The organism is Nocardioides acrostichi (assembly GCF_015319165.1).
Taxonomy (GTDB): Bacteria; Actinomycetota; Actinomycetes; order Propionibacteriales; family Nocardioidaceae; genus Nocardioides; species Nocardioides acrostichi.
Map to the genome: position 1 here is coordinate 346,383 of NZ_JADIVZ010000002.1, position 20,024 is coordinate 366,406.

Annotated in this window: 16 protein-coding genes; 11 read left to right on the forward strand and 5 right to left on the reverse strand. The window is 72.3% G+C overall.

Translation table 11 applies throughout. The features are described 5' to 3' along the window. Nucleotides 1-27 precede the first annotated feature (27 nt). The gene (lysS, locus tag ISG29_RS06520; RefSeq protein ID WP_194502567.1) at nucleotides 28-1,764 is read right to left on the reverse strand and encodes a lysine--tRNA ligase; all 1,737 of its coding nucleotides are present in this window, start codon (nucleotides 1,762-1,764) and stop codon (nucleotides 28-30) included. 97 nt (nucleotides 1,765-1,861) lie between these two features. On the opposite strand from lysS, the gene ISG29_RS06525 reads away from it, so the two are divergent. Continuing rightward, on the forward strand, nucleotides 1,862-2,851 hold the full coding sequence (locus ISG29_RS06525) for a helix-turn-helix transcriptional regulator (protein ID WP_328828217.1): 990 nt from the start codon (nucleotides 1,862-1,864) through the stop codon (nucleotides 2,849-2,851). Nucleotides 2,852-2,867: 16 nt separating this feature from the next. Here ISG29_RS06525 and ISG29_RS06530 read toward each other — a convergent pair whose 3' ends face one another. After that, complete coding sequence (locus ISG29_RS06530) at nucleotides 2,868-3,779, reverse strand: diacylglycerol/lipid kinase family protein (protein ID WP_328828220.1); 912 nt, start codon at nucleotides 3,777-3,779, stop codon at nucleotides 2,868-2,870. Between the two features lie 185 nt (nucleotides 3,780-3,964). Here ISG29_RS06530 and ISG29_RS06535 point away from each other — a divergent pair, with 185 nt between their 5' ends. Next, entirely contained in the window at nucleotides 3,965-5,248 is a 1,284-nt protein-coding gene (locus tag ISG29_RS06535) for an adenylosuccinate synthase (protein ID WP_194502568.1), read from the forward strand. Between the two features lie 56 nt (nucleotides 5,249-5,304). On the opposite strand, the gene ISG29_RS06540 is transcribed toward ISG29_RS06535, so the two are convergent. Further along, complete coding sequence (locus ISG29_RS06540; protein ID WP_194502569.1) at nucleotides 5,305-6,198, reverse strand: DUF559 domain-containing protein; 894 nt, start codon at nucleotides 6,196-6,198, stop codon at nucleotides 5,305-5,307. 129 nt (nucleotides 6,199-6,327) lie between these two features. On the opposite strand from ISG29_RS06540, the gene ISG29_RS06545 reads away from it, so the two are divergent. The 6 genes from ISG29_RS06545 to ppc all read left to right on the forward strand — a co-directional run bounded on the left by ISG29_RS06545 (nucleotide 6,328) and on the right by ppc (nucleotide 14,733). After that, a complete protein-coding gene (locus ISG29_RS06545) occupies nucleotides 6,328-7,911 on the forward strand; it encodes a hypothetical protein (RefSeq protein ID WP_194502570.1) in 1,584 nt (527 codons plus the stop codon). Further along, nucleotides 7,821-8,372: a hypothetical protein gene (locus tag ISG29_RS06550; protein WP_194502571.1), complete on the forward strand. Its 552-nt coding sequence runs from the start codon at nucleotides 7,821-7,823 to the stop codon at nucleotides 8,370-8,372. The genes ISG29_RS06545 and ISG29_RS06550 overlap by 91 nt, the downstream gene beginning before the upstream one ends. Nucleotides 8,373-8,382: 10 nt before the next feature. Next, nucleotides 8,383-9,642: a phosphoribosylamine--glycine ligase gene (gene purD, locus ISG29_RS06555; protein WP_194502572.1), complete on the forward strand. Its 1,260-nt coding sequence runs from the start codon at nucleotides 8,383-8,385 to the stop codon at nucleotides 9,640-9,642. Nucleotides 9,643-9,745: 103 nt separating this feature from the next. Then, entirely contained in the window at nucleotides 9,746-10,327 is a 582-nt protein-coding gene (locus ISG29_RS06560; RefSeq protein ID WP_194502573.1) for a Uma2 family endonuclease, read from the forward strand. A 13-nt stretch (nucleotides 10,328-10,340) separates the two neighbouring features. Beyond that, on the forward strand, nucleotides 10,341-11,771 hold the full coding sequence (gene purB / locus ISG29_RS06565; protein WP_194502574.1) for an adenylosuccinate lyase: 1,431 nt from the start codon (nucleotides 10,341-10,343) through the stop codon (nucleotides 11,769-11,771). 97 nt (nucleotides 11,772-11,868) lie between these two features. Beyond that, on the forward strand, nucleotides 11,869-14,733 hold the full coding sequence (gene ppc / locus ISG29_RS06570) for a phosphoenolpyruvate carboxylase (protein WP_194502575.1): 2,865 nt from the start codon (nucleotides 11,869-11,871) through the stop codon (nucleotides 14,731-14,733). Between the two features lie 316 nt (nucleotides 14,734-15,049). On the opposite strand, the gene ISG29_RS06575 is transcribed toward ppc, so the two are convergent. After that, nucleotides 15,050-15,709, reverse strand: coding sequence for a GntR family transcriptional regulator (locus tag ISG29_RS06575; protein ID WP_194502576.1), 660 nt, complete (start codon nucleotides 15,707-15,709; stop codon nucleotides 15,050-15,052). 110 nt (nucleotides 15,710-15,819) lie between these two features. Here ISG29_RS06575 and ISG29_RS06580 point away from each other — a divergent pair, with 110 nt between their 5' ends. Genes ISG29_RS06580 through madM form a run of 3 tightly spaced genes read left to right on the forward strand, consistent with a single transcriptional unit; the run spans nucleotide 15,820 to nucleotide 18,571 of the window. Then, nucleotides 15,820-17,406 (forward strand): AMP-binding protein, encoded by a 1,587-nt coding sequence (locus tag ISG29_RS06580; protein WP_207792818.1) that lies wholly within the window; start codon nucleotides 15,820-15,822, stop codon nucleotides 17,404-17,406. Then, nucleotides 17,406-17,813, forward strand: coding sequence for a malonate transporter subunit MadL (gene madL, locus ISG29_RS06585; RefSeq protein WP_194502577.1), 408 nt, complete (start codon nucleotides 17,406-17,408; stop codon nucleotides 17,811-17,813). The genes ISG29_RS06580 and madL overlap by 1 nt, the downstream gene beginning before the upstream one ends. Beyond that, complete coding sequence (gene madM / locus ISG29_RS06590) at nucleotides 17,810-18,571, forward strand: malonate transporter subunit MadM (RefSeq protein WP_194502578.1); 762 nt, start codon at nucleotides 17,810-17,812, stop codon at nucleotides 18,569-18,571. Before madL ends, madM begins: the two co-directional genes overlap by 4 nt. Here madM and ISG29_RS06595 read toward each other — a convergent pair. Continuing rightward, nucleotides 18,541-19,971 carry an MFS transporter gene (locus tag ISG29_RS06595; RefSeq protein WP_328828229.1) on the reverse strand — a complete coding sequence of 477 codons (1,431 nt, stop codon included), beginning with the start codon at nucleotides 19,969-19,971 and terminating at the stop codon, nucleotides 18,541-18,543. The genes madM and ISG29_RS06595 overlap by 31 nt on opposite strands. Nucleotides 19,972-20,024 lie beyond the last annotated feature (53 nt).

Consider the following 20,024-nt stretch of genomic DNA (forward strand, 5'->3'; position numbering starts at 1 on the left):
CCGGGCGGCCTCTCGACGCGCCGGACGTCAGCGCGGTGGTGTGAGCAGCTCGCGCACCCTCTCGGCTCCCAGTGCGAGGAAGAGCGTGGGTAGCCGCGGGCCGCGGTCGGCGTCGACCAGCAGGTTGTAGAGCAGCTTGAAGAACGCCTTCTGGTCGGCCTTGACCTGATCGGTCGGGTCGTCGTCGAGACCCAGGCCGCGGCCCAGCTTCGGGACGCCGTAGATCAAGGACGTCAGGGGCTCGAGCTCGAGGGTGTCGGGCAGCCGGTCGAGCAACTGCGCCAGCCACAGCTGCTCGTCGTCGTCGAGCGCGGCCAGGCGGGCGGCGTCCGGGTGCTCGCGCACGGTGGTGCGCTGGTGCTCGGGCACGTACTCGCTCATCCACGTCATCGCCTTGCCCAGGCGGGGCTGGAGCTGGTCGATGCTCGCGTGCTCGTGCCCGACGTCGCTCACGATGCGTCCGATCAGCTCGGCGCTGCCCGCGGTCACGTCGGCCACCGACGACAGCAGCCGGAACGGGACGACGACCTCGGGCGTCGGCAGCGTGCCGGCCGCCGCGGTGGCGGCCGCGCGCTCGAAGGCGAGCGTCTGGGCGTCGCGCCGCTCGGGGTCGGCCACCTTGCGGGTCAGGGCGTCCCACTCGTCGTAGAGGCGCACCATCTCGGGGCCGAAGTCGACGTTGAAGGCCTGTTTGGGCTGGCGGCGCACGTAGAGCCACCGCAGGATCGGTGCCTCGAGGATCCGCAGCGCGTCGGCCGCGGTGGGCACCCCGCCGGCGGAGGAGGACATCTTCACCTGGCCGCCGGCCCCCACGAAGGAGTACCCGACGAAGGACGGCGCGCGGCCGTCGTAGAGCTTCACGATGTCCTTGCCGACCGTGTAGCTGGAGCCGGGGCTGGCGTGGTCGACGCCGCCCGGCTCGAAGTCGACGCCCTCGACCGACCAGCGCATCGGCCAGTCGACCTTCCACACCAGCTTGCCCTCGGGCTGGGTCGCGACGTTGGTGACGCCCTCGAAGTGGCAGGCCGTGCAGGTGTAGGAGAGGTCGGTGGTCTCGTCGTCGTAGGAGGTGAGGGTGACCGTGTCGCGTCCGCAGTCGCGGCAGTAGGGCTTGTACGGGAAGCGCGCGAGGTCACCCGGCTCGCCTTGCCCGCCCGGCTCGTCGTCCTCGTCGGCGACGGACTCGGCCAGCGCGGCGGCCTCCTGCTCCGACTCCGCCTCGGGCGCCGCCTTGGTGCGGTACCGCGCCAGCACGCGCTCGATGTCCTCGCGATGCCGGATCGCGTGCAGCACCTGCTCGGTGTAGCGGCCGGCGCGGTAGGCCTCGGTCTGCGACACCTCCTCCATCTCGACGCCCATCTCGCGCAGGGAGGTGACCAGCGGCTCCTTGAAGTGCTCGGCCCAGGAGGTGTGGCACCCCCACGGATCGGGCACGGCCGAGAGCGGGCGGCCGATGTGCTCGCTCCACGAGGCGTCGACGCCGGCGGGCACCTTGCGGAAGCGGTCGTAGTCGTCCCAGCTGTGCAGATGGCGTACCGGGAGGCCGCGGCGGCGGATCTCCTCGGCGACGAAGTGCACCGTGAGGAACTCGCGCAGGTTGCCCAGGTGCACGGGCCCGGAGGGGCTCGCGCCCGAGGCACAGGTCACGATCCGGCCGTCGGTGAGGGCCTCCTCGCCACCGGCGTGCCGGATCGCGTCGTCGGCGGCCCGGGTCACCCAGTCCGAGGGGGTCTGGGGAGCACCGTTCGATCCGCGTCGTGACATGGTTCCGCACGCTACCGGAGCGAGCGCCGCGCCTGGGCGCCCGGACCGCCCCCGCACGAGGGCACACGAAGGGCCTGGGGCTCGCTACCCTCTGCGGGTGCCCCAGCCCGAGTCCGTGATCGCCGCCCTGGGCTACTCCCGCGCCACGGATCGGCTCTACCACCAGGTGCTCGGCCAGTCCGGTCGCGAGATGGTCTCCATCGCCCATGCACTGCTGATGACCCCGAACGAGCTGATGGCCCAGATCGAGCCGCTGGTGATCGCCGGGCTGGCGCGGATCGAGGACTCCCGCGTCTTCGTCACCACCCCGGCCGAGGCCACCGCGCACCTGGTCGCTGAGTCTGCCGAGGCGGTGCGGGCCACCAACGCGCGGCTGGAGGCGGTGGCCCGCGCGATCCCGTTCCTCACCGCCAGCAACGTGCGACCCGCCCCCGGCGCGGTCACGGGGGTCGAGCCGGTCGACGGCGAGATCAGTTCCGGCGGCAACCCCGTCGAGCTGCTGACCGCGCTCATCCGTGCGAGCAGCGGCGACCTCCTCTGGCTGCGGCCCGACCAGTTCCGCGAGCCCCGCGAGGACGCCATGGCCGAGGTGATCGCCGAGCAGGTCGCGCGCGGACGCCGCTCGCGCGCGATCTACCCGGTGCGGGCGGCCACGGAGGCTTCGCGCACGGTGCGGATGCGCTCCGCGGTCGGCGAGGAGATCCGGCTGCTGCCCACCCTGCCGACCCGGCTGCTCATCATCGGCACCACGCACGCGATCCTGCCCGAGCCGCTCGGCTACATGGACGAGCCCCGCTCACTGGTGCGTCAGAAGGGCTGGGTCGAGGCGCTCACCGCCTGGTTCGAGCTGCTCTGGTCGCAGGCCACGCCGATGGCCGAGGGCTCCACCCGAGGTACGATGACCGACGACATGCGCCGGTTCCTGGTGCAGGAGCTCGCCGTCGGCGCTCAGGACGAGCAGATCGCCCGGCGCCTCGGCGTCAGTCTGCGCACCGTGCGTCGGCGTATCGCCGAGCTGATGCGCGAGCTCGACGCGGAGTCGAGGTTCCAGGCCGGCGCCGAGGCCGCCAAACGCGGGTGGCTGTGACCTCTCCGGGCGTCGGCTACGGCACGAACATCGTGTAGGCGCCAGCCTCGACCCGCCAGGTTCGGTGCCGCTCCGGACCGTAGATCTCGCCGTCGGCCGAGCAGTGGAACGGCTCGCCGGCCACCGAGACCGTGCTGCCGCGCAGGTACACGACATCGTCGCGTTCGGGGTGTCGACCGCGCACCAGGTCGGCCACGTAGCCCAGCCGCGCCACCGGCCCGATCGACCGCGAGACCATGACATCGGCCTTGCCGTCGCCGGGGTCTGCGTCGGGCGTGAGCTCGGTGCCACCGCCGACGGCCGCCCCGTTGCCCACGGCGACCATGAGCACCGGTTGGTCGACGTCGACGACGAGCGCGCCGTCCACCTCGACGCGTAGACGCACGAACGGCGGCTTGACGGCGGCGAGGGCCGCGCCGATCGGGTAGCCCAGCTTGCCGAGGTTGACCTTTCCGACACCGAGCTTGCCGAGGCGGCCCTTCCACCGGTCGGCGCGGCGGCTGGCCTGGGCGCCGGCGCCGACGTGCACGTGGTTGACCACGACCTCGCCGACCTCGTCGACGATGAGGTCGAGGCGGCGTCGTCGGCCGGCCAGGACGACGCGGGCGGCGCCCTCGATGTCGAGCGGGATGTCGTTGCCCCGGGCGAAGTCGTTGCCGGTGCCCAGGGGCAACAAGCCGAGCACCCGGTCGGTCAGCTCGTGTCGCCGCTGGAGCGCCGAGACGACCGCGTGCATGCTGCCGTCGCCGCCGGCCACGATGATCGGCCGCGAGCCGGCGCGGTGCAGCACGCCGTTGAGCTCACCGGGGTCGGAGGTGCCGGCGACCTCGACGGAGGTCTCGGCACGCAGCACGGCCAGGCCCCGCTCGAGCGTCTCGTCGTCGGCGGTGCCGGCGTCGCTGTTCTTGATCACGAGCAAGGGCTCCACCATCCGGACCTTAGGGCACGCTCCCTGACCCACGGCTGCGAACGGCGAGCGATCGGGAGCCGCGACCCGGGCGAGCGCCGAGACCGCGGCCTCACCTTTGGTAGCGTGTGGTCGCACGAGCCCGGTGCGCCCGGGCTCTTCGTGCGTTCGGATGCCAGACGACCACCGGCACGAGGGAGCAGCAGATGCCCGCCATCGCCATCATCGGCGCGCAGTGGGGCGACGAGGGCAAGGGCAAGGCGACCGACCTGCTCGGCTCGTCGGTCGACTACGTCGTGAAGTTCAACGGCGGCAACAACGCCGGCCACACCGTGGTCGTGGGCGACCAGAAGTACGCCCTGCACCTGCTGCCCTCGGGCATCCTCACCCCGGGCTGCACGCCGGTCATCGGCAACGGTGTGGTGGTCGACCTCGACGTGCTGTTCGAGGAGATCGACGGCCTGGAGGCGCGAGGAGTCGACACCTCGGCCCTGGTCGTCAGCGCGAGCGCCCACGTGATCGCCGACTACAACCGCCAGGTCGACAAGGTCACCGAGCGGTTCCTCGGCTCGCGCAAGATCGGCACCACCGGCCGCGGCATCGGGCCGACGTACGCCGACAAGATGAACCGCATCGGCATCCGCGTGCAGGATCTCTTCGACGAGAAGATCCTGCGCCAGAAGGTCGAGGGAGCACTCGAGCTCAAGAGCCAGGTGCTCACCAAGATCTACAACCGGCGCGCGCCGGAGGCCGACGAGATCGTCGAGCAGCTGGTGCGCCACGCCGACCGGCTGCGGCCGATGGTCGCCGACACCGGGCTGCTGCTGAACCAGGCGCTCGACCGTGGCCAGGTCGTGCTGCTCGAGGCCGGCCAGGCCACGCTGCTCGACGTCGACCACGGCACCTACCCCTTCGTCACGTCGTCCTCGGCCACCGCAGGCGGCGCGTGCACCGGCTCGGGCATCCCGCCGATGCGCCTGGACCAGGTGATCGGCATCGTCAAGGCCTATACGACCCGCGTCGGGGAGGGCCCGTTCCCCACCGAGCTGTTCGACGACTCCGGTGAGCACCTGCGCAAGGTCGGCGCCGAGTTCGGCACGACCACGGGTCGCCCCCGCCGTTGTGGCTGGTACGACGCCGTGATCGCCCGCTACGCCGCGCGGGTCAACGGCGTCACCGACTTCGTGCTCACCAAGCTCGACGTGCTCACCGGCCTGGAGCAGGTTCCGGTGTGCGTGGCCTACGACGTGAACGGCGCGCGCCACGACGAGATGCCGGTCAACCAGACCGACTTCCACCACGCCGTACCGATCTATGAGTACCTGCCCGGCTGGTGGGAGGACATCTCGCACTGCCGCACCTTCGCCGACCTGCCGCAGAACGCCCAGGACTACGTGCGCGCCGTCGAGGGCATGTCCGGCGCCCGCATCTCCGCCGTCGGCGTCGGCCCTGATCGGGACGCGACCGTCGTGGTGCACCCGCTCATCTGAGGGGTCTCGTACAGCGGCGTACACAACGGGGCCGTCGGGCGGCGGGCAGCCCCGTCTCAGGCGGCGCCGCAGGTCTGGCACGGGCGTTGTGTACGCCGCTGTACGACGGCCCGCACCGTGGCCGTGACCGAGGAGGGGTGCAGGACCACCTGCTCCCAGCTGAAGCGCAGCACCAGCCACCCCGCGGCGACGAACGCGTTGTACCTGATGCAGTCGCGGTCGAGAGCCGCCCGGTCGCCGTGCCACGCGAACGAGTCGGCCTCGAGGACCAGCCGCAACCGCTCGTCGACCAGGTCGGGGCGGCCCAGCCAGTGCGGGTCGCGCACGTCGACCTGGGCGACGACGCGGAGCCCCGGCACGCGGAGGCAGGCGTGTCGTAGCGCCGACTCGAACGGGTTGTCGGCGAACCGGGTGGCTCGCTGCGCGACCCACCGGGCCCGCTGGGAACCCGGTCCACGCAGGTCGCGGGCGATCGCTAGCAGGTGGGGTCGGCTGACGCCGGAGCGCAGCGCCGAGTCGGCGACCGCGAGGGCCTCACGCTCGTCGGGTAGACGCAGGCAGTCGGCCAGGGTGCGGTCCGGCCGGGTTGCCCCGTCGGCCGTGTCGTCCGGGGCCAGGTCGGAGCGGTGGAGGGTGACGCCGCCCGTCGAGACCACCCGACGGTTGCGCCGGACCGTGACCTCTGGCGGGTCCGGCTCGGTGAGCACGCCCCACCCGTGCAGCAGCGCCGCGCTGCGGTGCGACACCGTGCCTCCGACGGCCGCCGCTGCGGTGAGCGATGACGTCACCCCGGCCTGTGCGTAGACCCCCCGCGCCACCGCCACGACCTCGCCTTGGCGCAAGCCCTCGTCGACGGCTCGCCGCCCGCAGACCTCCACCAGCCTGGCGCGCGTCGCCACGCCACCCAGCTCGGCCAGCGCCCGCGCCGGGGTGAGGGTCTCGTCGTCCACACCCGCAGCCTGCCGCGGACCGGCGTCGTCCGTCGGCCCCGTCCACAGGCGGTTCGCGGGTACAGTGCCGCTCGCTGCGCGTCGCACAGCGCCATCGGGCCGGGCTGTCGGCCGCCTCGGGAGCTCGCTGTGCCGCGTCCTGCCCTCTTCGCCGCTGCTGTCCTCATCGTGACCCTGCTCGTGCCGACGGCGGCGTCGGCCGATGCCGAGCCTTCGTGCCGGATCCTGGCCAGGACCGCCCTCGACGGGGTGGTGCGCTCGACCGACTGGGAGGTGCCGGCGGGCGCTGGGAGCGTCGAGGGCTGCACCACGCTCGACGTGGCCTCCGGCTCCGAGGTCGAGTTCGTGGCGTCGTACGACTCTCGCGTCGGCTGGGCCCGTGTGGTCGACGACAACGGCGAGCAGCAGTGCAGGTTCTCGGCGGACCAGGCCGGCGCCGTGTGCCCCCTGACCGGCCGCGCGCCCTTCCGGCTCTGGACGACCACACGGTCCGACGAGACCTGGGCGCTGGGCCTCGTCCGCCTCGACGACTCCTCCAGCTGCCCCGAGCTGGAGCCCGCGGCGTACTTCACCGCCGGCGGCACGAGCGCTGCCGTCGACGGCTCGGGCGACGACTTCGCGATGTGCTGGACGGTCGATCCCGCTGGGCTGGGATCCGTGACTGTACTGTCGGCGGCCCCCGCCGGCGGCGGCCAGGGGGTCGCATCCGTGACTCCACCTCACCACACCACCGCCGCTTGCCGGCAGTTCTACGACAGTGACGGAGACGTCTTCCAGCGCGAGCAGCACACCGTCTGTCGACCCGGCGCGACCGCCGACCCTGACGACCCTGACGACCGAGCGGCGGTCGTCGTGGTGCCGGACCAGGGGAGCCCGCGATGGTCCGTCGCCGTGCGACCTGTGGCAGACGGCTCCTCGTGCCAGACGGGCACCGAGAACGGCGCCGCGGCGACGGGCACGATCGGGAGCCCGCTGGAGCTCGACTGCTACCGCTTCGAGCCAGGCACCCCCGTCGCGGCTCACGAGGGGTTCGTCTTCGGCGGCCGGGTGACCGATCAACAGCCCGCTGTGGGTCAGGGTCTGCGGGTGGGCTGGTCGTGGGTCACATCGACCGGCTGGCGTGCGTGGTGTGAGGAGGACGACTGTCAGCCACCGACTGACGTGCCCGTCGTGGCGGTGGTCATGGGCGGCGACGTGGGCTCTCAGGACTACGGGGTCGCCCTGCACGAAGTGCAGGGTGTGGATGCAGCGGCGCCCCGCTGTGTCTCGCCGGACCTGACCCAGGGTCCGGTCACCGTGCAGGTCGTGCTCGACCACGAGCACCCCATCGCCTGCATGGCGGCGGTACTGGGCACGCAGCCGGCGCAGGATCTCCGGCTCGATGCCCCAGACGGTGCTGTCGTTCCCGTCGCGTGGGCAGACACGCCCCACGGTGGCCTTCGGCCTTGCCTGGTGTCTGCGGACGACGGCCCGACGAGGCTGACGTGCCGCGGTGATGACCTCGTCCGTGAAGGTGCCGGAACCGGGGTCATCTCCGAGACCGGCACCGTCGTGCTGCGTCGTCCGCCCGGTGTCGAGAGCCTTACGATCGACCTGCGTCTGTCGTGCAGCGACGACGAGCCGTGCGGGGACCGGACGAGATCCCGGACCAGCAGATCGCGGTACCGGCCGACGACCCGGTGGTCGACGGTCGGCTCTACGCCCCGCCGCTGACGTGGTGGCCGACTCCCGTCACCACGGCCTGGCAGTGGCTCCGCGACGGTAGGCCCATCGACGGTGCCGACAGGGCCACCTACAAGCCGCGCGCCGGCGACCGCGGCCACGCGGTGTCGGTGCGCATCACGACGAGCCGCCGCTTCTACCGCGACGGCGTGTACGAATCCGACGCCCGCAGGATCGGGTGGGGGCGTCGACCCCAGGCCACTGCGCGCCCCTCCTTCGTGACGCCCGCGCTCCCGGGCGGGGTCGTTCGCGTGAGCCGTGGGCACTGGACCCAGCGGCCCACGGACTACACCTTCACCTGGTCCTCCGACGGGCGCGTCCTGGGGCACCGGCGCTCGCTCCGCGTTCCGCGGGGTCTCGCAGGACGGCTGCTCACCCTCGAGGTCGTGGCGCATCGTGCCGGGCATCGCGACGGTCGGGCGACGGTTCGTACCAGGGTGTTCCGCGGCTAGGGTTCGGCTCGTGAAGGCACTCGTGATCGGCACCGGCGGCCGCGAGCACGCGCTCGCCCGGGCGCTCTCCCTCGACCCCGGCGTCACGGAGGTGCACGCGGCGCCCGGCAACCCCGGGATCGCAGCGGTGGCGACCCTGCACGACGTCGACGCGATGGACGGCGAGGCAGTGGCCGACCTGGCCGTCTCGCTCGGCGTCGACCTCGTCGTGGTGGGGCCGGAGGCGCCGCTGGTGGCGGGGGTCTCCGACGCCGTCCGCGCGCGGGGTGTGGCGGTGTTCGGCCCGAGCGCCGCCGCCGCGCAGCTGGAGGGGTCGAAGGCGTTCGCGAAGGAGGTCATGGAGGCCGCCGGGGTGCCGACCGCGGCCGCACTCGTGTGCGAGACGCCGGTCGAGGTGCAGGCCGCGCTCGACGCCTACGGCCCGCCGTACGTCGTGAAGGACGACGGCCTCGCCGCCGGCAAGGGCGTGGTCGTCACCGACGACCGCGACGCCGCCGTCGAGCACGCGGCCGCGTGCGGACGGGTCGTGATCGAGGAGTTCCTCGACGGCCCGGAGGTCTCGCTGTTCGCCATCTGCGGGTGGAGCGAGACCGACGGCGCGACCGTCTACCCGCTGCAGCCCGCGCAGGACTTCAAGCGGGCCCTCGACGGCGACGAAGGCCCCAACACCGGCGGCATGGGCGCGTACACACCGCTGCCCTGGGCGCCCGAGGGCCTGGTCGAGGAGGTGCTCGACACCGTCCTGAGGCCGACCGTCGAGGAGCTCGCGCGCCGCGGCACCCCGTTCACCGGGCTGCTCTACGCCGGCCTCGCGCTCACCTCGCGCGGCGTGCGCGTCGTCGAGTTCAACGTGCGCTGGGGCGACCCCGAGACCCAGCCCCTGCTGGCCCTGCTCGACTCCCCGCTCGGCGCGCTGCTGCTCGGCTCGGCCGACGGCACGCTCGCCTCGGTGCCCGCCCCGGTCTTCGCCGACGGCGCCGCGGTGGGCGTCGTGCTGGCCAGCGGGGGCTACCCCGCGTCGTCGTCGAAGGGCGACGTGATCCGCGGGCTCGTCGACGCGGAGGCGCTCGAGGGGGTGCACGTCATCCACGCCGGCACGGCCACCGTCGAGCGCGCCACCGTCACGGCCGGGGGGCGCGTGCTGGCGGTCGTCGGCACCGGCGAGACCCTCGCCGCCGCCCGCGAGCGCGCCTACGACGGCGTCGCCCAGATCGAGTTCGACGGCGCCCAGCACCGCACGGACATCGCCCTCGACGCAGCCACGGAGTAGCCCCGCAGAGGCCTCGAGGACGGCGCCCGCGGGGCGTCGGCGACCTGGTCCATGGTGGTGCCGGGAGTGTTCTCGGGGTCATCATGGAGGTCTGGGTGTGGTCGTGCCGGTCGTCGCTGGAGGGCGTGTGGAGGTCGCGGAGGAGCCGTTGCGGCGGTTCCGGATGTCGTGGGAGGAGTACCTCCGGCTGCCCGACGACGCGCGTGCGGAGTTCGTCGACGGCGAGGTCGTGGTGAGTCCGCGGCCGAGCCACCGGCACGGGGTGGTGGTCGGGCGCCTCATGCGTGCACCGATGCAGGCTCTCCCGGATCTCGAGGTCGTGCCGGAGGCGGGTCTCCGGCTGCCGGGGGACCGGCTACGCGGCCCCGACATCGCCGTCTTCGACGCCGTGCAGTCCACCACGTTCGCCGAGGAGCCTCCCGTGCTGGTGGTCGAGGTGCTCTCGCCGAGCACCCGCACCGAGGACACGGTGCGCAAGCCGATGGAGTACGCGTCGGCGGACATCGCCCAGCTCTGGCTGGCCGACCCCGAGCTGCGCCGCCTCGACGTGCTCGACCTGGTCGACGGGGCCTGGGAGCCGGTGCTGGCACTGGACGACGACCACCCGGCCGGTGAGGTGACGGTGGGCGAGCACGGCGTCGTCCGCCTCGAACTCGCCGACGTGCTCCCACCCGCCGCCGGGTGAGAGAATCGGGCAGGTGAGCGTCCCGAACGTCCTGGCCACCCGCTACGCCGCCGCCGACCTGGCCCGGATCTGGAGCCCGGAGCACAAGATCGTGCTCGAGCGGCAGCTGTGGATCGCGGTGCTCAAGGCGCAGGCCGACCTCGGCATCGACGTGCCCGCAGGCGTCGTGGAGGCCTACGAGGAGGTCGCCGACCGAGGCGAGCAGGGAGTCGATCTCGCCTCCATCGCGGCCCGCGAGCGGATCACCCGGCACGACGTGAAGGCACGCATCGAGGAGTTCTGCGCGCTGGCCGGTCACGAACACATCCACAAGGGCATGACCAGCCGCGACCTCACCGAGAACGTCGAGCAGCTCCAGGTGCGCCAGTCGCTCGCGCTGCTGCGCGACCGAGCGATCGCCACCCTGGCCCGGCTCGGTCGGCTGGCCGCCGAGCACGAGACCACGGTGATGGCCGGGCGCTCGCACAACGTCGCCGCGCAGGCGACCACGCTGGGCAAGCGGTTCGCCACCGTGGCCGACGAGTTGCTGGTCTCCCTCGAACGGGTCACCGAGCTGCTGGCCCGCTACCCGCTGCGCGGCATCAAGGGCCCCATGGGCACCGCGCAGGACATGCTCGACCTCCTCGACGGCGACGCCGACAAGCTGGCCGACCTCGAGCAGCGCGTGGCCGCGCACCTGGGATTCGACCGGGTGCTGACCAGCGTCGGCCAGGTGTACCCGCGCAGCCTCGACTTCGACGTCCTCTCCGCCCTGGTGCAGCTCACGGCCGCGCCGTCGAACCTGGCGACGACGATCCGGCTGATGGCCGGCAACGAGGTCGTCACCGAGGGGTTCAAGGAGGGGCAGGTCGGCTCCTCGGCAATGCCGCACAAGATGAACACCCGCTCGTGTGAGCGGGTGAACGGCCTGGCGGTCGTGACCCGCGGCTACCTCTCCATGGTGGGCGAGCTGGCCGGCGACCAGTGGAACGAGGGCGACGTGTCGTGCTCGGTGGTGCGCCGGGTGGCGCTGCCCGACGCGTTCTTCGCCGTCGACGGCCTCTTCCAGACCTTCCTCACCGTGCTCGACGAGTTCGGTGCCTTCCCGGCCGTGATCCAACGCGAGCTCGACCGCTACCTGCCCTACCTGGCCACCACCAAGGTGCTCATGAGCGCGGTGCGCAACGGCGTCGGTCGCGAGTCGGCGCACGAGGCGATCAAGGAGGCCGCCGTCGGCACCGCGCTGGCGATGCGCCAGGGCCAGGCCGAGAACGACGTCTTCGCCAAGCTCGCCGCCGACGAGCGCCTCGGCCTGACGACGGCCCAGCTGGAGTCGCTCGTCGCCGAACCGATCACCTTCACCGGTGCCGCCGTCGCCCAGACCCAGGCCGTGGTGCAGGCCGTCGAGAAGATCTGTGCCGAACACCCGCAGGCGGCCGCCTACGCCCCGGGGGCCATCCTCTGAGCGTGGGAGTCTGCGCAGGCAGCACCCGGGCCCCGGCCCCGCTCACCTACTGAGCCGGTTCACGCGGGTGACTCACCGGCGGTGTTGACTGGTCGCCATGCCACCCCACTCCGCACCCAGCACCGGACGCGCAGCCAGCACCGAGGAGCTGATCCAGGCCGACCGCCGTGAGCCCCGGGTCGCCGACTTCGCCGGCGCGGTGTCGTCCGACGAGCAGCACGCGGCTCTGCGGGCCTCGGTGCGCCAGCTCGGAGCACTGCTCGGCGAGGCGATCGCCCGGCACGAGGGTCCAAAGATGCTGGCGCTGGTCGAGCAGGTGCGCGAGCTCTCCCGCAACCCGGACGACGACGCGTTGCACGAGCTGCTGGCCGAGCAGGACGACGCCACGGCCGTCGTCTTGGCGCGTGCGTTCACCAACTACTTCCAGCTCGTCAACATGACCGAGCAGCTGCACCGGTGGCGCGAGGTCACAGCCGACGGCGACGGCCCGCTCGCCGCCATGGCCGGACGCATCGGCGAGGCGCTGGAGTCCGGCGGCCTCGACCGCGACCTGCTCACCGACGTGCTCGACCGGGTGGAGTACCGCCCCGTCTTCACCGCCCACCCCACCGAGTCCAGCCGCCGCACGGTGCTGCGACTGTTGCGCAAGGTGGCCCAGGTCGTCGATCTCGCGGAGGATCCACGCCGGCGCCCGGGTGACGAGGCACGCACCGCGAGCCGGCTCGCCGAGCTGGTCGACCTGCTCTGGCAGACCGACGAGCTGCGCGTCGCCAAGCCCGAGCCGATGGACGAGGCCCGCACGGCGCTCTACTACCTCACCCAGATCACCCAGCACGTGCTCCCCGGCCTGATGAACGAGCTCCAGCGCCAGCTCGCCAGCATCGACGTCGAGCTGCCCGTCACGGCGCGCCCGCTGCGGTTCGGCTCGTGGGCCGGAGGCGATCGCGACGGCAACCCCTTCGTGACGCCCGAGGTGACCCTCGAGGTGCTGGCGCTCCAGCACGACACCGGCCTGAAGACGCTCATCGCCGAGGTCGAGGAGCTGCTCACCGAGATGAGCGCCACCACTCGCGTCGTCACGGCCAGCGACGACCTGCTCGCCTCGCTGGAGAGCGACGCCGAGGCGCTGCCGATCACCTGGTCGACCATCAACCGGCTCAACGCCGAGGAGCCCTACCGGCTCAAGCTCAGCTTCGTGCGGGTGCGGCTGATGCGCACCCGCGACCGGCTCGAGAAGGGCACCCCACACGAGCCCGGTCGTGACTACCTCGGCTTCGACGAGCTCCTCACCGACCTCGCACTCGTGCGCGAGTCGATGCGTGCCGACGGTGACCTGCTCACCGCCGACGGTGCGATCCTCCGGCTCATCCGCACCGCGACCGCGGTCGGGCTCGGGCTGGCCACGCTCGACGTGCGCGAGCACTCGGAGAAGCACCACGACGCCCTGGCCGAGCTGTTCGACCGCACCGGCGAGCTCGACGGCCCCTACGCCGAGCTGGACCGTGAGGCGCGCATCGCGCTGCTCGGGCGCGAGCTGGCCGGACGACGTCCGCTCGTCGGGGCCGGGCGCCCGGTCGGCGGCGGCGCCGCGGCGGCGTCCCTCGACTTGATGACCACGATCCGCACCGCGCTCGACACCTACGGCCCCGACGTGATCGAGACCTACATCGTGTCGATGACCCACGACGTCGACGACCTGCTCGCCGTCGTGGTGCTGGCACGCGAGGCCGGGCTGCTCGACGTCGGCGAGGGCCTCGACGAGCCGTGGGCGCGCATCGGCTTCGCCCCGCTGTTCGAGACCGTGGCCGAGCTCGAGATCGCCGGGTCGCTGCTCGACCGGCTGCTCTCGGACCCTGCCTATCGTCGGGTGGTCGGCGCCCGCGGCGACGTGCAGGAGATCATGCTCGGCTACTCCGACTCCTCCAAGGACGCCGGCATCGCGGCGTCGCAGTGGCAGATCCATCGCGCGCAGCGCTCGCTGCGCGACGTGGCGCGCGAGCACGGAGTGCGGCTGCGACTCTTCCACGGTCGCGGTGGCTCCGTCGGCCGCGGCGGCGGCCCGACCGCCCAGGCCATCGCCGCCCAGCCCAACGGCACCCTCGACGGCCCGATCAAGGTCACCGAGCAGGGCGAGGTCATCTCCGACAAGTACCTGCTGCCCGGCCTCGGCCGGTTCAACCTCGAGGGCGCGCTGGCCGCGGTGGTCGAGTCGTCGGTGCTGCACCGCAGCTCGCTGCTGCCGCGCGACGTCCTCGACGACTGGAACGCCACGATGGACGTCGTTGCCGGTTCCGGTCAGACCGCCTACCGCGGGGTCGTGCGCGACCCTGCGCTGGTGCCGTTCTTCAACGCGGCCACGCCGGTCGGTGAGCTCGGCAAGATGAACATCGGCTCGCGTCCCTCCAAGCGGCCCGGCGGCGAGGGCGGGCTCGACGACCTGCGCGCGATCCCGTGGGTGTTCGGCTGGACCCAGTCGCGCATCATCCTGCCCGGCTGGTTCGGGGTCGGCTCGGGGCTGGCGGCCGCCCGCGAGGACGGCCGCGCCGACATGCTGCGCGAGATGTACGGCTCGTGGCCGTTCTTCCGCACCTTCCTCTCCAACGTGCAGATGACGCTCACCAAGACCGACCTCGACATCGCCGCCCGCTACGTGCGCACGCTGGTGCCCGACGACGCCGCCGGCCTCTTCGACCTCGTCCGTGCGGAGCACGAGCGCACGGTGGCCGAGGTGCTGCGGGTGACCGAGCAGTCCGAGTTGCTGGAGCAGGCGCCGGTGCTCAAGCAGACGCTCGCCCTACGCGATGCCTATCTGGCCCCGCTGCACGCCCTCCAGGTCTCGCTGCTGGCCCGTTCGCGCGACCTCACCGGCGACGATCCCGACGCCGATGTGCCACCCGACCTCGAGCGTGCCCTGCTGCTCACGATCAACGGCATCGCCGCGGGCCTGCGCAACACTGGCTGAGGCCGGGTGAATTCGCCGGACGTCCGGTGAATTCGCCCCCGGGACGGTGAAGTTGCACCGTCCCGGGGGCAGAATCGCCGTCCCACCTCGGGCCTGGACCTCACGCGCGACCCCCGGCCCCAGGCCCCGGCCCCAGGCCCGGCCCCGGCCCCAGGCCCCAGCCCCGGCCCCGGCCTGACCCCCGGCCCCGGCCTGACCCCCGGCCCCAGGCGCCGTCCCACCTCGGGCCCGGACCTCACGCGCGACCCCCGGCCCCGGCCCCAGCCCCGGCCCCGGCCTCTTTCCAGACCTCACCCAGGGGCAGCCTGGGGCACGCTCAGTCGAGTACGCGGCCCTGGAGGCGGATGACGAGCTCGGTGAACTCGTCTCCCTGCACCACGACGTGGTCGTGGGCCAGGCGGCGGGCCGTCGCGGAGTCGCCCATGGCGATGGCATCGGCGATGGCACGGTGCTCGGCGAGGCTGCGGCGGATGCGATCGCCCACGCGCAACTGGAGGCGGCGGTAGACCTCGAGGTTGCTCTGCAACAGCTCGGCCTGTCGGCGCAGGAACGCGTTGCCCGACCCGGCGTAGACGGCGCGGTGGAAGTCGCTGTTGGTGTCGTAGTAGCCGTCGACGTCGTCGGCGGCACACCGCTCCTCGCAGGCGGCGAGGTGAGTGTGCATCAGCGCGGCGGTCTGTGCGTCCATGCGCGAGGCGGCGAGTGAGGCGCAGAGCCCCTCGAGCTCGGCCATCACCTCGAAGCGTTCGGTCAGCTCGCGCACCGTCAGCCGCGACACGAAGGTGCCGCGCTTGGAGCGCACCTCGACCAGACCGGACGCCGCCAGCTGGTGCAGCGCCTCGCGGACCGGGGTGCGCGAGCACGCGTACTCGGCGCAGACGGCGTCGACGTCGAGCTGGTCGCCGGGCTGGAGCCGCCCGGTCACGATGCTCTCCTCGAGCCCGCGCCGTACCCGCACCGCCGTGGTCATGCGCATGGCCCGAAGGTATCGAGGCGTCGGGAGCGAGGGACTGGCGCATCCATGTGACCTAGGTTACGTTCTGTTGTATCCATCACATCGTTATTTGAGATACAACAAGGAGATTCGTGATCCGCACCAGCACGACCGCCCCGGCCGCCAGCACGCTGTCGGCGCTGTTCGAGGCCTCCTTCGAGGCCCGCCGTCAGGAGCCGCTGCTGCGGCTCGAGGGCGCGGAGTGGACTTACGGCGACGTCGACGACCTCGCGACCCGGATCGCCGTCGTCCTGGCCGAGCAGGGGGTGCAGCCCGGCGACCGGGTTGCGGTGAAGGTTCCCAAGGTTCCCGAGACCGTGGCGCTCTACCTGGCCGTGCTGCGGCTGGGCGGCGTCTACCTGCCGCTCAACAGCGCCTACACCGGTGGCGAGCTGACGTACTTCCTCGACGACGCCCGCCCGCGCGTGATGGTCGCCGACCTCGGCGGCGAGAGCGAGGTCGAGGCCACGGGCGTCGCGACCACCACCCTCACCCTGGGAGCCGACGCCGCCGGCACGTTGCTCGAGCACGCGGCTCGTGTGGACGACGCCGCCCGCCCGCCGCGGGTCGAGATCGGGCCCGACGACGCAGCCGCGATCCTCTACACCTCCGGCACCACCGGGCGCTCCAAGGGTGCGGTGCTCACCCACCGGGGGCTCGCCTCCAACTGCGAGGCGCTGCTGAGCACCTGGCGCTTCACCGCCGACGACGTGCTCGTGCACGCGTTGCCGCTCTTCCACGTGCACGGCCTCTTCGTGGCGCTCAACATGACGATGAGCGCCGGGGCGAGCCTGCACTTCCTCCCCGGCTTCGACACCGACCGCATCATCGACCTGCTGCCCTCCTCCACGGTGCTCATGGGCGTGCCGACCTTCTACACCCGGCTGCTCGACCACCCCGGACTGACCCGAGAGCAGTGCGTCCCGATGCGGCTGTTCGTGTCCGGTTCGGCGCCGCTGACCACCGAGACGCACGAGGCCTGGCGCGATCGGACCGGGCACGCGATCCTCGAGCGCTACGGCATGACCGAGACGAACATGATCACGTCGAACCCCTACGACGGTGAGCGTCGCGCCGGCACCGTCGGCCAGCCGCTGCCCGGGGTCCAGGTGCGGGTGACCGACCGTGAGACCGGTGCCCCGCTCGCGGCCGGCGAGATCGGCAGCATCGAGGTGCGCGGACCCAACGTGTTCCGCGAGTACTGGAACAAGCCGGAGAAGACGGCTGAGGAGCTCGCCGCCGATGGCTGGTTCACCACCGGTGACGTCGGACTCTTCGACGCCGACGGCTACCTGGCCATCGTCGGACGCGACAAGGATCTGGTCATCTCGGGGGGCTACAACGTCTACCCCAAGGAGGTCGAGGCGCTGCTCGACGAGCACGACTCCGTGCTGGAGTCGGCCGTGATCGGCGTCCCCCATCCCGACCTCGGCGAGGCGGTCGTCGCCGTCGTCGTGCCGTCGTCCGGCAGCGGGCTCGACACCGACGACCTGCTCGCCTCGCTGACCGACCGGTTGGCCCGGTTCAAGCAGCCGCGAGCGGTCGAGGCCGTCGAGGAGCTCCCGCGCAACGTCATGGGCAAGGTGCAGAAGGCCGAGCTGCGAGCCTCCTTCGCGCACCTGTTCACGCCCACCACGAGTCCCGCGCCGCAGAGCGCACAGAAGGAAGGAGACCGCTGATGGTCGTCATCGGAGTCGCGTTGCTGGCCGGGTGCTACCTGGTCGGCATGCTCATCGGGGATCTGCTCGGCCTCGCGCTGGGCGTCGAGGCCAACGTCGGGGGTGTGGGGTTCGCGATGGTGCTGTTGGTCGTCGTGGCCGATCAGCTGCGACGCCGCGGCCATCTCGAGCCCGTCAGTGAGCAGGGGATCCTGTTCTGGAGTGCCATGTACATCCCGATCGTGGTCGCGATGGCGGCCACGCAGAACGTGGTGTCGGCCGTGAGCGGGGGACCCATGGCGATCATCGCCGGCGTCGCAGCGGTCGCGGTGTGCCTGGCCCTCGTGCCGGTGCTCGCCCGCATCGGCGGCAGGGCCGAGGCGCTGCCGCCGCTTCGGGACGACGAGGCGATGGAGGCCGTCCGATGAACACGCTCAAGGATCTCCTGGTCGACGACGGGCTGGTCTTCGCCTTCTTCGTCGTCGGCGTGGTCATGGTGGCCTCCCACGCCACCTCGAAGGCGGTCACCCGGGGTCGGCTCCAGGGGTCGGCCATCGCCATCATCGTCGGGCTCGTGCTCGCCTACGTGGGCGGCCACGTGACGGGCGGCGAGAAGGGCATCTCCGACATCGCGATCTTCGGCGGCATGGCGTTGCTCGGCGGCTCGATGCTGCGCGACCTGGCCATCGTCTCCACCGCCTACGGGGTGGACCTGCGCGAGATCAGGCGGGGCGGCGCCACGGGCATCCTCTCGATCCTGCTCGGCGTCTTCGTCTCCGCCATCGTGGGCGCGGCGATCGCCGCGATGTTCGGCTACACCGACGCGGTGTCGATGGCCACCGTCGGCGGGGGAGCGGCCACCTACATCGTCGGTCCGGTCACCGGCACCGCGCTGGGCGCCAGCAGCGAGGTCGTCGCTCTCAGTGTCGCCGCGGGGCTGGTGAAGTCGGTCTTGGTCATGATCGGCACGCCTTTCATCGCCCGGTTCATCGGGCTCGACAACTACAAGTCGGCCATGGCCTACGGCGGTCTCATGGGCACCACCTCCGGGGTCGCCGGCGGGCTCGCCGCCACCGACAAGCGGCTGGTGCCCTACGGCGCGATGACCGCCACGTTCTACACCGGCATGGGCTGCCTGCTCGTCCCGTCGGTGTTCTACTTCGCGCTGCGGGGGCTCTTCGGCTGACGCGCGGTGGGATCCATCCGCCACACCCGCACGGCGAGGGCGAGGGCGGCGACGAGTGGCACGAGGGCGACCAGCAGCGACGTCCGGAAGGCCAGGGGGGCCGACGTGGCCGACGCGGCCAGGCCGTAGGCGGTGAGCACCAGGGCGGCGCCGACGGCTGAGCCCAGGCGCTGGCCGGTCTGGAGGGCGCCACCGGCGGCGCCGCCCATGCGCGGCGGCACCTCGGCCAAAGTGAGCGTGATGTTGGGTGAGACCACCGCGCCGCCTCCGAGGCCCGTGAGGAGCAGGGCGGGCACGAGCACGGTCCACGACCTCTCGACCAGGGGCGTCACCAGCGCCACCACGAGCACGCCGGTGATCATCGTGGCCAGTGCGACCACGGTGATCCGACGGCCCACGCCGGTGACGAACCGACCGGCAATCGGCGAGCTGGTCGCCGAGCCGACGGCGAAGGGCATCAGCACCAGGCCGGTGGCCAGCGCCGAGTACCCCAGGGACTCCTGGAGGAACACCGAGACGACCAGCAGGATGCCGGTGAACCCGGTGAAGTAGAGGGTGCCGATCGCGAGTCCGCTGGGATAGCCCTCCAGCCGGCGCAGCAGGCGCAGGTCGAGCAACGGCGGGCGGTGCAGCCGCTCCTGGCGCCGCTCCCACCGCACGAAGCCCCACGCGGCCAGCGGCAGGCCGACCAGCAACAGCAGCGGCCCACGTTGCCCGCTCTCCAAGGAGACGACGGGGAAGAGCAGACACAGCACGCTCAGGCCGAGCAGGAGTGCGCCCACGAAGTCGATGCGGGTGTCTGCTGCGTCGTCGTCGCGTGGGCGCCGGGGCACCATGCGAGCCACCGCGAGCAGTGCGACGACGCCGACCGGTACGTTGACGAGGAAGAGCCAGCGCCATCCCTGCTCCTCGCCGGCGACGGCGATGATGCCGCCGCCGAGCACCGGGCCGATCGCCGAGGCGAGGGAGACGGTGAAGCCGAAGAGACCGAAGGCCCTGCCGCGCTCGGCTCCGGAGAACAGCTGCTGGATGATGCCGGAGTTCTGCGGGGTGAGGAGGCCGGCCGCCACGCCCTGCAGCAGTCGGGCGGCGACGACCAGCTCGACGGTGGGCGAGAGTCCGACCGCCGCGCTGGCCAGCACGAAGCCGGTGAGCCCGATCAGCATGAGCCGCCGGCGTCCGAAGGCGTCGCCGAGGCGACCCCCGGCGACCAGCATGAGCCCGAAGCTCAGCGCATACCCCGACACGACCCACTGGATGGCGCCGGGGCTGGCGCCGAGACCGCTTTGCATCGAGGGGATGGCGACGTTGACGATCGAGACGTCGAGCAGGCTCATGAAGCCCACGACCAAGGTGACGGCGAGAATGCGCCAGCGGTCGGGGTGCGCCTGGTCGGTCACCGCTCCAGCCTGCCTGCGCTCCCAACGCCCGGGCGGGTGGGCGACGATGGGGG